General features: G+C 39.7%; 15 protein-coding genes and 2 pseudogenes. 11 read left to right on the top strand and 6 right to left on the bottom strand.

What is annotated here, in order from left to right; all coding sequences use genetic code 11:
* Nucleotides 1-158 precede the first annotated feature (158 nt).
* The 3 genes from AAC855_RS20750 (at nucleotide 159) to AAC855_RS20740 (ending at nucleotide 2496) form a co-directional block, all read left to right on the top strand.
* A complete protein-coding gene (locus AAC855_RS20750) occupies nucleotides 159-1193 on the top strand; it encodes an alpha/beta hydrolase family protein (protein ID WP_340612050.1) in 1035 nt (344 codons plus the stop codon).
* Nucleotides 1194-1650: 457 nt separating this feature from the next.
* Nucleotides 1651-1866, top strand: coding sequence for an Hcp family type VI secretion system effector (locus AAC855_RS20745; RefSeq protein ID WP_340612049.1), 216 nt, complete (start codon nucleotides 1651-1653; stop codon nucleotides 1864-1866).
* A gap of 162 nt (nucleotides 1867-2028) precedes the next feature.
* A complete protein-coding gene (locus AAC855_RS20740) occupies nucleotides 2029-2496 on the top strand; it encodes a hypothetical protein (RefSeq protein WP_340612048.1) in 468 nt (155 codons plus the stop codon).
* A 218-nt stretch (nucleotides 2497-2714) separates the two neighbouring features.
* Here the strand turns inward: AAC855_RS20740 and AAC855_RS20735 are convergent.
* The 4 genes and pseudogenes from AAC855_RS20735 to AAC855_RS20720 all read right to left on the bottom strand — a co-directional run bounded on the left by AAC855_RS20735 (nucleotide 2715) and on the right by AAC855_RS20720 (nucleotide 6166).
* A pseudogene (locus AAC855_RS20735) lies at nucleotides 2715-3388 on the bottom strand (IS6 family transposase).
* 151 nt (nucleotides 3389-3539) lie between these two features.
* Nucleotides 3540-3698: a SymE family type I addiction module toxin gene (locus tag AAC855_RS20730; RefSeq protein WP_340612046.1), complete on the bottom strand. Its 159-nt coding sequence runs from the start codon at nucleotides 3696-3698 to the stop codon at nucleotides 3540-3542.
* 177 nt (nucleotides 3699-3875) lie between these two features.
* Nucleotides 3876-5399 carry an MFS transporter gene (locus AAC855_RS20725; protein WP_340612045.1) on the bottom strand — a complete coding sequence of 508 codons (1524 nt, stop codon included), beginning with the start codon at nucleotides 5397-5399 and terminating at the stop codon, nucleotides 3876-3878.
* Between the two features lie 26 nt (nucleotides 5400-5425).
* Nucleotides 5426-6166, bottom strand: coding sequence for an SDR family NAD(P)-dependent oxidoreductase (locus tag AAC855_RS20720; RefSeq protein WP_340612044.1), 741 nt, complete (start codon nucleotides 6164-6166; stop codon nucleotides 5426-5428).
* A gap of 927 nt (nucleotides 6167-7093) precedes the next feature.
* Here AAC855_RS20720 and AAC855_RS20715 point away from each other — a divergent pair.
* From AAC855_RS20715 to AAC855_RS20705, 3 genes are all read left to right on the top strand, one after another.
* Nucleotides 7094-7384: a hypothetical protein gene (locus AAC855_RS20715; protein WP_340612043.1), complete on the top strand. Its 291-nt coding sequence runs from the start codon at nucleotides 7094-7096 to the stop codon at nucleotides 7382-7384.
* Nucleotides 7385-7833: 449 nt separating this feature from the next.
* A complete protein-coding gene (locus AAC855_RS20710) occupies nucleotides 7834-8442 on the top strand; it encodes a histidine phosphatase family protein (RefSeq protein ID WP_340612042.1) in 609 nt (202 codons plus the stop codon).
* The gene (locus tag AAC855_RS20705) at nucleotides 8435-8560 is read left to right on the top strand and encodes a hypothetical protein (RefSeq protein WP_340612041.1); all 126 of its coding nucleotides are present in this window, start codon (nucleotides 8435-8437) and stop codon (nucleotides 8558-8560) included. Before AAC855_RS20710 ends, AAC855_RS20705 begins: the two co-directional genes overlap by 8 nt.
* Before the next feature lie 168 nt (nucleotides 8561-8728).
* Here AAC855_RS20705 and AAC855_RS20700 read toward each other — a convergent pair.
* Nucleotides 8729-9140: pseudogene (locus AAC855_RS20700) on the bottom strand (IS6 family transposase); the annotation flags it as partial.
* Between the two features lie 142 nt (nucleotides 9141-9282).
* On the opposite strand from AAC855_RS20700, the gene AAC855_RS20695 reads away from it, so the two are divergent.
* From AAC855_RS20695 to AAC855_RS21720, 5 genes are all read left to right on the top strand, one after another.
* A complete protein-coding gene (locus AAC855_RS20695; protein WP_340612039.1) occupies nucleotides 9283-9453 on the top strand; it encodes a hypothetical protein in 171 nt (56 codons plus the stop codon).
* 250 nt (nucleotides 9454-9703) lie between these two features.
* Nucleotides 9704-10306, top strand: a complete 603-nt coding sequence (locus tag AAC855_RS20690; RefSeq protein WP_340612038.1) for a hypothetical protein — start codon at nucleotides 9704-9706, stop codon at nucleotides 10304-10306.
* Nucleotides 10307-10982: 676 nt separating this feature from the next.
* Complete coding sequence (locus AAC855_RS20685; RefSeq protein ID WP_340612037.1) at nucleotides 10983-11585, top strand: hypothetical protein; 603 nt, start codon at nucleotides 10983-10985, stop codon at nucleotides 11583-11585.
* A 46-nt stretch (nucleotides 11586-11631) separates the two neighbouring features.
* Nucleotides 11632-11943 (top strand): hypothetical protein, encoded by a 312-nt coding sequence (locus AAC855_RS20680; protein WP_340612036.1) that lies wholly within the window; start codon nucleotides 11632-11634, stop codon nucleotides 11941-11943.
* Entirely contained in the window at nucleotides 11931-12083 is a 153-nt protein-coding gene (locus AAC855_RS21720) for a DUF1240 domain-containing protein (RefSeq protein WP_422824416.1), read from the top strand. The genes AAC855_RS20680 and AAC855_RS21720 overlap by 13 nt, the downstream gene beginning before the upstream one ends.
* Nucleotides 12084-12151: 68 nt before the next feature.
* Here AAC855_RS21720 and AAC855_RS20675 read toward each other — a convergent pair whose 3' ends face one another.
* Complete coding sequence (locus AAC855_RS20675; protein ID WP_340612051.1) at nucleotides 12152-13189, bottom strand: IS630 family transposase; 1038 nt, start codon at nucleotides 13187-13189, stop codon at nucleotides 12152-12154.
* Between the last annotated feature and the right edge of the window lie 168 nt (nucleotides 13190-13357).

The following is a 13357-nucleotide window of genomic DNA, read 5'->3' as shown; positions in this document are numbered from 1 at the left end:
TCTGAAATATCGTGGCGGCGGTGTGCGGGTGTACTCATGATTAATCGACTTTTGTAATGGAATAATGGGGCATCATTATTGCACAAAATTATTCATGACGACACTACCTAGTATGCTGTATAAAATAAAAACACTTGCCATTACGGAAATAATCTAAAATGAACAATAACTTAATATTTTTTAGCTGTGTTTTTCTTCTTTTTTTTTCTGCAAACAGTGTGGCTATAACGCAAGCAAAATACCAATCAGGTTTTCAAGAAATAATTGTTGAAGATCCAAATCGACCATTGCAGGCTATGATATGGTATCCAACTGAGCAACAACTACCAGTCGAAAAAGTTGCTGACAACCCAGTATTCGTAGGAGAGAATGCTGTTAGAAACGCCCAGATAATAGGCAAAGATCATCCTCTCATCCTAATTTCACATGGTTTTGGTGGTTCTTGGAAGAATCAAGCATGGTTAGCTAGTGCATTAAGTCGTCATGGCTATATTGTTGCAGCGCCTAACCACCCTGGTACGACAACACAAAATATGAACCGCAAAGTTGCACAAGATATGCTAGAACGTCCTAACGATATTAGTCGAACGTTGACATATTTATTATCGGACCAAGCTTTTTCAGCAGCGATTAACCCTCAGAAAATTGGTATTGTTGGCCATTCATATGGAGGATGGACTGCAATTGAACTTATTGGTGGCCAATTTTCAGCAAGTCAGTTTGAACAATCTTGTCAAACCTATCCTTTTTTAGAGTCTTGTGAGACTTATCAGCAACAAATGGAAGGGTTGGATAATGACTCTGATTATTTTAAGCTCGATAAAGATATGCGAGATTCTCGTATTAGTGCAGCTTTTATTTTTGATCTCGGCTTAGCTCGAGGATTTACACCAAATAGTCTTGCCAATATTAAAGTACCCACTTTGGTTGTTTCCGCTGGTGATTTTAATAAAGGATTACCAGCAGAGCTTGAATCTCAATACTTAATACAACATATGCCATCTCATACAACTGAATATATTTCGCTTGATAAAGCAACTCACTTTAGTTTTTTCGGTATATGTAAAAAAAATGCAATTGAATTATTAAAAGAAGAGGAAATTGATGAGAGTTATATCTGTGAAAACGATATCAATCAACGGCAGTTAATTCACCAATTGATGATTAACAAAATAACGTCTTATATGGAATAAACATCCCCGCCAAAAGCAGCGGGATATTTCGATATGAAATCACCCGCTTCGCATCGTTAAACTCTTAATGTCCCGTCGCTTGCGACGGGACATTAATCTCTCAGTGATTAAAGAAGTGTGGGATAAAAAAGGTAAAGTTCAAGTTGGCAGCAAATATTCTTACCAGTACAACGCACCACGGCTTGTCATATAAACCGAGTCATAGATCAAATGCAGCCGACTTTTGATATTCCGTGCAGTCTTCTTCTGAAAATGATACGAATTATAAAATATGTACGATATTGAAAATGTGGTTTGATTTAATTTGACCAGAAGGACTAGCGTACTTTACATTCCTCTTTATCAAATGACTCATTACGTAAATTTACAGAATAACATTATTATTTTATTATGTTTTTATTTCCTACTTTAAAAAAATGGTATACTTTGGAGTCCTTAACATTAAGGAGAAAATACTATGCAGTATGCTACTTACTTGGAAATTACAGAGACAGTTCAAGGATTACTATCTAAAAACTGTTCAGATTATGATACCCACAAAGATAAAATTCAGATAAACTTCCTTGAGTTATCAAAAGGCATTGATGACTTAAATCACATAGAAAAAATAATTTTAGAAAAGAATGTAGATAACTCATCACTTTTACTACTCAATGCTATTGATAAAAAATGAGTGTTTAGCATTAAAAATTAAAATAGTCCAGTGTGTTGATAACAACATAACTCATGCGTTTATCAGGGGATAATAAAATCTCACCCTATGAAATAATAGCCTGATAATTATCATTAACAATGGGTGATAAGAACATTAACATCCATAAAAAAAGAAGCAACGATGAATATAGAAAAAAACACCATTGACTTATTAAGTAAACTATCACAAAATGAAAATAAATCCTTGAGAGATGCCTATGAAAGAGAAAATAAATATTTAAGAGAAAAATATAAACAAAAAATTAAATTTTTACATGATGAGTGCGAGCATGAAGTTAAATATTTAAACTATGAATATGAACAAGAAATTAAATCAACAGACAGATATAGTGAATGGATTATTGAGTTATTTTACTGGGATTTTCAAACAATACTAGTATCCATGTCCATATCCACATTCCTTTATCTAATAACAATATTTTATACTGAAAATAGCCCTTTAATTATGTTTTTTATTTGTGCATCTATATATTTATTAGTTATCCCACTTATCTTAATAACAATATCATTAGATAGGAAAATAAATGTCACTCTCTATTTAAAAGCAAAAATTATTTATTTTTTTAGTTATTTTCATTCTCATCATTAAAATACTTATCTAACAGTAAAGTCATTTTATCGGATATATTAGGAGTTGTCAGCCGGAACCCCATAAAATTCCGTCACTCTGATTTCTCCCCTCCAGACCCATGAATTTATCGTCACTATCCCTTTCAAAATATCCCTACAGAAGATGATTGTGTTGTCCGGAAAAGGTTCTGTCGCATTAACAGAGAGGTCACGGCGAGAAATCGGATTGAGTGATTTTTATGCGGTTAGTTGATGGAAAAATGCCGCAGGGGACATCGGGGCATTCCGACTCTTGCCAATATTGTCCTTTACGTAACATACTGACCAATTCAATACCCGCTAACAGGGTCTGAGACCCGCCTGAAATTTTTAAAGCCCAGCATGGGCTCGGTTCGTCGTTTGATGTTGTGATGATCCTGTTCAATGCAGTTATTGAGGTACTTATTTTGCCGGATAGAGATGGCTTCCTCTTGGGATTTTCCCCGGTTTGATTCGTCCACCGCCGCTTTATTTGCGCCACTTTTATCCATTGTCACCACGTCGGGTTGACCGTGCTGATGCATCGCCTTTTTGAAAAACCGCCAGGCCGCTTTCTTATCCCGACGGGCTGTTAACAGAAAATCCACGGTATTCCCGTCCGAGTCCACCGCACGGTAGAGGTAACGCCATTGCCCTTTGATGTTGATATAGGTTTCATCCATTCGCCAGCGCCGATAACGTTTCACCAACAGCGGCACCAGACGATGATCCCAACGAGAGAGCGTGGAATGATCAACGGTGATCCCCCGTTCCGCCATCATTTCCTCTACGTTACGCAAACTCAGAGCGTAAGCCAGATACCAACGGACACATTGAGTGATGATATCGACAGGATAATGGAGACGTTTGAAGGCGTTTCGGATCAGGGTCATCGTTTGGGGCTCATTCAAAAACCGAGGAGTTTACCTGAGGTTCCGCTAATGCGACAGAACCGTCAAAATACGCACTATACGAGGCATTTAATAATTATCTTAAGTGGTGGTAATCAATATTGAATCCCGGCTCATGGCCGGGATCTTCCTTTTAACCATTCTCAACGAACCTGATAATCAATTGCCCCCGTTCAACGGTGATATTCACCGCCAACCAGGAAGCAAATCCTGCCTCTCCAAGCCAGCCTCCTTTAAGGTTCAGACTGGGATGCTGTAGATCATAATGCGTTGGGAGATGGTAATCCAGCAATAAAAAATATTAAAAAAACAACCGATTATGTTAAAGTGATGTCATTTTTTGTACTGGTGGACTCACTCTTATCCATTCTATCCCGCTGCAAAAATATTGTGCCGCATTGGCATTTCTCTTTCACACAGTTTGGTTAATGTCCTTTTCAGGAATTAGGCCAAGTTGAAGAAAATCATATTAAACATTGTCTGCTGAAACGGACATGCTTTCATCATGAGTACGTGCTCGACCCAACAGTGTGAAGATCACCAATGCTGTTAGCACGGAAGCACCTGACAGGATGTATAGGGCAGTGCGAAACGCTGCGTCGTAACTGTGTAGTATCGTGTCCCCCAATCCAGGTAGCAAGGCATTGGCACCTGCTAGATCGCCAATGGCAACACGGCTGGCCACCTGACTCAATGTAGTGTTGGAAGTGACATCGGACAGGCCAGATTGGATCAACATCACTAACAACACACCCAATACGGCCAGCGCCACACCATCAGCTGATACACGAACTGCATTGAAGATACCAGTGGCCATGCCTGCACGTTCTTTTTCCACTACGCTGACTGCTAGGCTGTCCATCAGACCCCATGGTAGTCCGATTCCTACCCCAATCAGTAGCATTGACCAGTGTAGTGCGCCATCGGCAGCACCTCCTGCTAAGTTGTGCCCCAGCAGAGCGAGACCCAGAGCCAAAATCAATAGGCCTATGCTCGATAGCACGCCTGCTGACACCCAGCGAGCTAATAAACCAGCAAAGAAAGGTACAACTAGGAGAGGAGCAGATAAGGCGATCATGATTTGCCCGGCCTCTAGCGCGCTATAGCCATCAACACTGATGAAACGCGCCGGGAGGAGCACGATCAGCGTGATGTAGAAAAACGCGGGCGAAGCACCCAATAGTTGTACACCCACGAAACGTGGGCTAGAGAATAGTGACAGGTCGAGCATAGGCCGAGCTTGCCGCCGCTCTATGATAACGAAGGCGACAAATAGTACCACAGTTGCGACCAATGATGAGATGACGCCAATATCCTTCCACCCGTATTCGGGTAGCCGTAGCAGCCCATAAGTCAGCAGAGTCAGGAAGCCAGTGAAACTAATTGCACCCGGCCAATCCAAACTGGTGGCTTGCGGATCGCGGGACTCGTCAGCGCTAAAGAACGCCAGAACCAAGCTAACAACACTGAGTATCCCAGTTGCCAGAAACACCCAGCGCCAGCCAGCAGCATCAACCAGCCAGCCTGCTGCCAATGGACCAAAGGCCAGCGCCACTCCGAAGCAGGTACCAAGGATGCTGAATGCACGGGTTCGGATCGAACCGTGGAAGACTTGCGCTAGGGTTGAAACACCCCCGGCGAACGCTACTGCTCCTGCTGCGCCTTGAAGTAGGCGTAATACATCCATCCATAACACAGAAGGTGCGTAGGGAATGATGAATGTGACTACGATAAACATAATTAGCCCGATCAGCCAGACCCGCTTGCGCCCATAAGTGTCTGCCAGGCTTCCTCCTGCCATCATTAGGCTACCGTAGGTCAAAATATACCCGTTCATCACCCAATTAAGCTGATTGGGTGTACCACCCAATACCTGTTGAATAGATGGCAATACGACTGCTGGGCCAGTGAAACACAGCGGTGTCAAGACGCCGGTTAAACAGACGGTGAGTAATAGTAGCCAGCGTCGTGCGCCAGCATCGGAGCTCTTCATTGCAATGTTCCTCTGTTTAGGCCTATTTAAGCGTTGAACCCACCATCTACATCAATCACTGCACCAGTGATATAACGCCCGCTGTCGCCAACTAGATGTAGTACGGTGGCTGCAATATCTTCAGGTTGACCGTATGTGGGTAGAACTAATTCAGCCAGTGTTGATGGCGCGCGCGGCCCATCGGCCGGGTTCATATCGGTGTCGATTGGCCCCGGATGGATCAGATTGACTGTGATGCCACGTTTGCCCAGATCATGTGCGACACTTTTGGTTAAACCGACTAAGGCTGATTTACTGGTAGCGTACAGGCTTATCCCTGCTCGTCCGGCACGAGGGACAAGGCAACTTCCCAGAGAGATGATACGTCCACCATCAGGTAGGTACTTGACTGCTTGCATGATGGCCACAAATACAGCTCGCAAGTTAACGGACGTGGTACGTTCGAAATCGTCGGGCGTGAGTTGATAGATGGTGCCAGTCAGGAAGTTTCCGGCATTGTTGATCAGGATGTTGAGTTGTCCAAGTTTAGAGACTGTGATGTCAACTGCGGCAATCATTTGGGTGACATCGGATGCATCAGCGGCTATGACTTCGGCACGTCGGCCGAGTGTACGAATCTCTGCTGCAATGGCTTCTGCTTTGTCCTTGGAAGCATTATAGGTGATAGCAACGTCCACTCCGTTTGCCGCCAACATGCGAGCAATGGCAGCACCAATACCGCGGCTACCGCCAGTAATGAGGGCGACTTTACCTGTAAGTGAACCCATATTAAAATTCCTTTGAATGGTTAAAAGATCAAAGATAATTTTGGAGATAGATTTCAAAGACAGAAGATGTAGATACAAATCCTGCTGGAATTTACTCCAACAGATTTGGCAAGACACATTAGCAGTGTGTAATCAGCTGAATCTTCATCTCCGGTGAAGTGGGCAATGAATAACTTCTGCTGAGTTCTGTATGCCTGCTATGTAGTCCAATCCAACGCAGATGGCGATGGGTATCAAAAATGTCGTAGATGTCACTTTTCTCGCCGAGCCGAAAATAGATGTTGACTGTTTCATTGCTGTGGTGAATTTCGAATGACTGGAAGTTAGACCCAGCTTCAACATTGTTATCTAGGTAAATTAGGCTTTGATCTAGATTGCGCAAACAGGCAGAACACCAACGATAGGGTACGTCTGGGGCGAATTCGATGTGCAATTGATGGTGCATAGGTACTCCTATGTGGATGGTGGCATTTGTCTGCCTTTTTTCAGTAGGTATGAACCTTACTTATGTATCAATTGATATAAATCTAAAATGCAAGATCGTCTTTGTCAACAACTTTTATATCGAGTGGTATTTATATCAATGAGTAAAGAAATCCGATATAGCACAAGTGGAACGTTCTTGTCCCTTTGATGTTGATTTGGGTGAAAGGGCTGATGCCCCACCTACACTCGTTTTTCCGGTTCTGTCGCATTAACGGAACATCAGGTAAGCTCCCTATTTTGAGCGAATACAGAACGATGTCCTTTATCCGAAATGTGTTCAAATTCCTGTATTATTCTGTTTTTTCTATCAACTAACTGTATAAGAATCACTCAAGATGATTTTGCTCGCGATCTCTCTGTTAATGCGACAGAACCATAAATACTTCGACTCTTCCCTATGGGGATTGTGGCCATCCTGATGCAATCCTTAGTTATCGCAATGTGACTGGAGGAAATGCCGTAGCTTGGTATGTTCAACCAGAACAAAACGAACAGATTGGCTTTAAAATATTTCGGGCACCTAATGGAGAGTATGATAGTTCAACTTTTTCCTATCCAGCATGGGAATATAAGGTTTATCTTGGTTCAGACAATAATGATCCAGACAGAAATGGTTATATTCAAGCACAACCTGATGATTATCAGCATGCTATTGTCATTTATGCAGTTAGATTATCCATTCCGAATGAAAGTATATTAATTGGGCTCCACAAACAACACATCCCATTGTAGGGGTCTGGGATCAATATGGTAACTATGGAAAAATTGCCATCAGTATTGGCAGTGATACCCCTGACATTTCTGTTTGAATACACCTATGTTTATTCATGTTGTGGGCGGGCTTCTATGGACACTTGACAGGATAGCAAACAGATCTGAGCAGGGAAGAATTTGACTGATCTGACACCCTAATTTTGGTCACTGTCATAGGGGGCCGCTTGGAAAACGAATCCCTAAGTTGGCGAACCAGATCTATCAAGAGTTTGGCTCACCTTGTCAAGTTCATATCCAAATCTATAAAGGTAGTTCACTAAAGAAGCTAGATGATGTTCTTGTAATTATGGATTCTATTCCTGTTGACAACAATGCTGTCAAGAAATTGATCGAGACTGAGCTTTCTAACATTAGCAACTACATTAATGATTTTGTGACCACGAATGTAACTATGTGTTGAGGTGAACATGAAGAAAATATACTTAATTACGCACGGTGAAGCTACCCATGGTGTGAATAAACGTGTTGGAGGCTGGTTTGACTCTAGCCTCACTGAAAAAGGGCTTGAACAGGCACGACTGGTAAAGAAAAAACTGGTGGATTCAGGTGCTATCGATGATGTCACAAAAGTCTATTCTTCGGACTTAAAACGTTGCCAGCAGACATCAAATGAGATTTTTTCAGGAACACAGCTACCTATAGTGTTTGATTCGCGATTGCGTGAAATGTCATTTGGGAAACATGAAGGAATGGACCAGAATGAACACAATAAACTCATTGTTTCAGCATCTCCGACAGGAGACCGAGAAAACCATAGGATATGTGAAGGGGCTGAGTCAAGGGGCGAACTTTTTACCCGTGTAGAAAGCTTTATCCAAGATGTTTACGAAAAAAGCGATTCGTCGATTGCTGTAGTAACTCATGGCTTCTCTGCTTCCTTTGTTATTGCCGCATTCCAGAAGCTCAAGCTTGACAGTAGTGAGTATGTTTCATACCGATTTGAGCAAGGAAAATACACAGTTCTCGTTGAGGATTATTTATTTAAGAATAGAACGTTGGCTTATCTCAATGTGTAACGAAACAATTAAAACATATCTTGTAGTTGGTGCAAACGAAGGGATTGGTCGGGCTGTTGCTGATTTAATAGTCAGCAAGGGGGCTGAAGGCCAATGGAACGAAAACGTACGTTATTGACATAACCAACTGATATATAAAATATAATTAACTTAGAAAAACACCATTCAAAACGGTGTCTTTTAAATCGAAAAATGGCATTTAATGGACAGCGTTGACTACTAATCGATTTTTCAGACATGTATTTTTATCTTATCGTATGTTTTCGTACAGCTGGCCCTCAAACCCCTCTATCGTCACAACCTCGGGTTTACCTTGATGACGTATGGTTTTGCGGAAGAAACGCAATGCAGCTACCGTATCGCGTTTAGCGGTCAGTAGGAAGTCAATTGTTTGGCCGGCGGTATCGACAGCGCGATACAAATATTTCCATTGCCCTTTGACCTTTATGTAAGTTTCATCCATACGCCATCGACGCCCCACAGGACGCTTATGCCGACGAAAGGCCTTATCCAATAGCGGCGCTAATCGAGTAACCCAACGATGTAACGTTGAATGATCAACGTTAATACCGCGTTCAGCCATCATTTCTTCGATGGTTGCGTAAACTCAAGGCATAAGCTAAATACCAGCGAATACACTGAGCCATAATATCAGTCGGATAATGGAGACGTTTGAAGGTTTTTTGAATTAAAGACATGATGAGACCATACAATAAAAGCAGATATCTTAGCTAACTTTGCCTTAATGCGACAGAACCCTATTATTACATTAGGTTTTTATTGCCTATTTTCAAATAAAATGGTTAACTCGGGAGTCATTAATACTAAGGAGGAAATACTATGCAGTATACCACTTACATGGAAATTACAGGGACAGTTCAAGAATTGCTATCTAAAAACTGTACAGATGATAATGCTCACAAAGATAAAATACAACTCAACTATCTGAAATTATCAAAAGGCATTGATGACTTAAGTCACATAGAAAAGATAATTTTAGAAAAAATGTAGATAGTTCATCACCTTTATTATTTAATGCGCTTGATAAAAATGAGAGTTTGGAATTAAAAATATTCCAGTGTTTTGATGACAAAATAACACATGAATTTAAAAATTCGTTTATAGAAAAAATAAACACTAAGTTCTCAGAGGAGAATGAAAATTCACCTTCTGAAAGAATACAAATAAAAATAGCTTGATAAGCATAATTAATTATGCGCGATAAAAAAACATTAACGCCCATGAAAATAGAATAAAAACCATGAATACAGAAAAAAACACTATTTACTTATTAAGTAAACTATCACAAAAGGAAAATAAATCCTTAAGAAATGCCTATGAAAAAAACATGAAATCCTTAAAAGATGAGGTTGAAAAAGAAAATAAATCGTTAAGAAAAAAATATGAGAAAGAAATTAAATCGTTAAGAGATAAACAGGAAAAAAAGATCAAATCGTTAAACGAGAAGCATCATAAGGAAAAGATTAAATTGTTAAACGAGGTATATGAGCAGGAAATTAAATATTTAAACGAGTCATATGAGCAACAAATAAAATTTTCAAATGAGAAGTATGAGCAACAAGTAAAATCGGAAGATAAATATAACCAATGGATTAGTGACTTATTTCACTGGAATCTGCAAACAATACTAGTAACCAACTCCATATTGCTAGTCCTTTATCTAACAACAATATATTATACTAACAATAGCCCATTAATTATGTTTTTTATTTTCGCTTCTATATATTTATTAGTCGCCCCCTTTTTCTTAATCACAATATCATTAGATAGAAAAATAAATGCCCCCCTTTATTTAAAAGCAAAAATTATTTATTTTTTTGGTTATTTTCATTCTCATCATTAAAATACTTATCTAACAGTAAAATCATTTAATCGGATATATTAGGAGTTATCAGCCGGAATCCCATAAAATTCCGTCACTCTGATTTCTCCCCTCCAGATCCGTGAATTTATCGTCACTATCCCTTTCAAAATATCACTACAGAATATGATTGTGTTGTCCGGAAAACGAACATTAGACGGTCATACCCCACCCAAATCCACTATATACACTCGATAGTATTGCGTCTTAGATGATGATTTGACCGCTTTTCTGCACTGAATTTTAAGTTCGTGCATTACTTGAACCAGTTCCCAATATTTAAAGAAATCTAAAGAAAAAATAGTTGAGTCCGATAAAATAGAAGACTAAATTTTAATAATTTATTGTGCTATATAATTTTATGGGGGTGTAAAGTGAGTAGACGTGAATTTGAAGATGCAATGATGGATGGGTAATTAGTATTTGATAATGGAACATTAAAGCCTATTACTCATATGAAAGAGTATTGAAGAAAACAATATGCTGATCTTGAAAAAAATTAAATGACCCAGACAATGAAGAACATATTGCACTTTTAACTATAGAAGAGTCCGTTGCTTTCTTAAAGTCAATGGTATGCAAAGATGGTACTCATAAAGAATGGAAAGATAAAGTATTTGCATGTACTGACCCAGCATCTTCGTTCGCAGGAAATGTTGTGGATGCTATTGGATTGGCGAAGATAATTAATGAATTTAGAAGCATTAGAGTTCAAGCTAAAGAATATAAACTTAAAGGTGTTAGTTATATAAAAATAACAGGTAAGAGAGCTGTTAAGTCAATTATTACAGGATCAAGATATCGCATTAATGATCACCGGATATTAAAAATAGGTATTGGATCAAAAAATGTAGTCAACGGCATAGTTTCAGGGACTAAGATTTGTGTATATTTTTCTCTTGCTTACCGGGCTGTTGAGTTTATGACAAAAGATGAATATTCCTTAGCTGACTTTATAGGAAATATTACAGTTGACACTGCAAAATTAATAATTTCTGCATTATTAACTGCCGCCATTGGTAAAGCTGCATCTACTTATTTTTTAGCGGCAGGTGCCAGTATAATTGGTGTTTCTGCTGGATTGTTTTTTCTTGGTGTTGTAATAGCCGTTGCTTTATTTTATATTGATAAGGAGTTAGGAATATCAGAAAAAGTAATTGAATCAATTAGGGAAGCGGATGAAAAAATACCAGGAGATTATTATGAAATCAATCGTCAAAGGATGGCACTAAGTTCTCCAGCTATTTGGCCTTGGAACTAAGTAGAATACCAACCATTTTTGGTGGTTACAATGAATGGAGTTTAATGTGTCAAATAAATCAAGAAAGCAATATCAAAAAAAAGAAGTTATTCTCCCTTTTTGGAGTAAAGTATTTTATATAATAATATTGCTGTTAGTTATGATTGCCATATGTATGGTGGTTTTTTTATCATGGCGGGATTTTATTTCACTAATTAATTTAAATGAAAGAGTATATTTTTCTTGGCGAGTGTTTTTTATTTCATTTGGGTTTCCAATAGGTTTTCATTTTTTATTTTCTATTATGTCAGCGTGTATTTCAGATACACCTAGACCATATAAAGGCCCTGTTGTTAGTGTTTTAGTTTGGATTTTTTAGGCGCTTTAATTCTTAGTTTTCCCGTTTCTTTATATGTCGATAATAAATTAAAAAGTGTTGGTTATGTTACGTGTGATAAAAAATCTTTATTTGCACCAAATGAATATGTTAGAAACATAGTGTTATGTCAAGAAAAATAATATTTTGTCACTAAGCATATATTATATGCTTAGTTTTTTCTTATAACACTCTGTCTTCCTATACGCAATTAACTTGAAGATGCAGGAATTAAAGTCTGGAAATTATCGGTCAGCCGGATAGCTAATTCCTGTCCTTTTTCGGGTAAGGTGACATGAAAAAAATGATGAAGGATTTTACGGAACGTTTTGGCATCCGGGAAATAGACATTGTTTCGTACCTGCTCATTCGCGTACTTCCATAATCGCTCAATCGGGTTGAGGTTAGGGCTGTAAGGTGGCAGATAATGCCACCTGATATTCAGGACTTCAGCAAAAAATTGTACTATTTCAGCACGGTGGTAACCCGCTCCATCCAGAATAATATGAATTCTTTGTGAAAGCGGATACGTTTCCCGGATGGCACCAAAAAACAGGACGACATTTTTCGCGTTAATCGTCGGATAGTCACGGATCACCGGCGCTTCAATCCGTTGCAAATTGAGGGCGCCCATAATGTTGAGGCGGGTACGGCTACCGTTGGTTTCGACCACTTTAACTTGCTTCCTTCCACGCTTCATCCAGCCGTAACTTAATTTTGTAGATTGGGTAGGATGCACCGCATCAATAAACAAAATCGGCTCATTTTGCCCACATTCCGCTTTCAGCGCGTTGTAGCGCTCAATAAACTGTTGCTGTTTATTCGTATCGCATTTATGAGGTGTTCCCACCGGCTTCTTGTAGTTGAATCCCTGACGGTGGAGCCATTTTGTCATCCCGGCCACAGAGAAAGTGACCTGCCAGCGAGCCCCGACCCAAGCAACAATTTGGGCTGTCGTGTGCATCAAATTTGCCGTCAGATACGCGACTAACTCTGTTGTTTGCTCGGCAGACAGACGGCTTTCAGAGCCCCCATTTTCAGGGCCGAGTTTTTCCTCAGAGAAATAGTCCTTCAGATGGCGACTCACCGTACTTTCATGAATACGCAAAGCCTGAGCAATCATTTGAGCAGTCCAGCCTTCTGAAGCTAAAAGCACGGCTTTGATACGGTCACGGACGCGCCCATCACGAGTCGTATCGTGCATCAATTCAAGCGCTTCTTTTTGAGCATCTGTCAGGGTAATTTTCATGGCGCGATTTTGATCTGATAGGAATGAAAAATCAAGCATCTTCAATTACGATGGGTATAAAGGTCATGCTTCAGGTTGGTTTGCCCCTGCTGTAATTTTGCCTGTTGGTGGGTGGCAATACGAAGTTTCTTGGTATGCTGGTGGTAATTCACAATTCCACATTTTTAC

It is taken from the genome of Xenorhabdus bharatensis (assembly GCF_037996705.1).
Taxonomy (GTDB): domain Bacteria; phylum Pseudomonadota; class Gammaproteobacteria; order Enterobacterales; family Enterobacteriaceae; genus Xenorhabdus; species Xenorhabdus bharatensis.
This window is presented reverse-complemented; position numbering and strand designations above follow the sequence as displayed.

Bases quoted from the DNA above. Each gene is read 5' to 3' on its own strand.
- AAC855_RS20750 (WP_340612050.1), top strand. From the start codon at position 159: ATGAACAATAACTTAATATTTTTTAGCTGTGTTTTTCTTCTTTTTTTT.
- AAC855_RS20745 (WP_340612049.1), top strand. From the start codon at position 1,651: ATGCAGTATGCTACTTACTTGGAAATTACAGAGACAGTTCAAGGATTA.
- AAC855_RS20740 (WP_340612048.1), top strand. From the start codon at position 2,029: ATGAATATAGAAAAAAACACCATTGACTTATTAAGTAAACTATCACAA.
- AAC855_RS20725 (WP_340612045.1), bottom strand. From the start codon at position 5,399: ATGAAGAGCTCCGATGCTGGCGCACGACGCTGGCTACTATTACTCACC.
- AAC855_RS20720 (WP_340612044.1), bottom strand. From the start codon at position 6,166: ATGGGTTCACTTACAGGTAAAGTCGCCCTCATTACTGGCGGTAGCCGC.
- AAC855_RS20710 (WP_340612042.1), top strand. From the start codon at position 7,834: ATGAAGAAAATATACTTAATTACGCACGGTGAAGCTACCCATGGTGTG.
- AAC855_RS20705 (WP_340612041.1), top strand. From the start codon at position 8,435: ATGTGTAACGAAACAATTAAAACATATCTTGTAGTTGGTGCAAACGAA.
- AAC855_RS20695 (WP_340612039.1), top strand. From the start codon at position 9,283: ATGCAGTATACCACTTACATGGAAATTACAGGGACAGTTCAAGAATTG.
- AAC855_RS20690 (WP_340612038.1), top strand. From the start codon at position 9,704: ATGAATACAGAAAAAAACACTATTTACTTATTAAGTAAACTATCACAA.
- AAC855_RS20675 (WP_340612051.1), bottom strand. From the start codon at position 13,189: ATGAAAATTACCCTGACAGATGCTCAAAAAGAAGCGCTTGAATTGATG.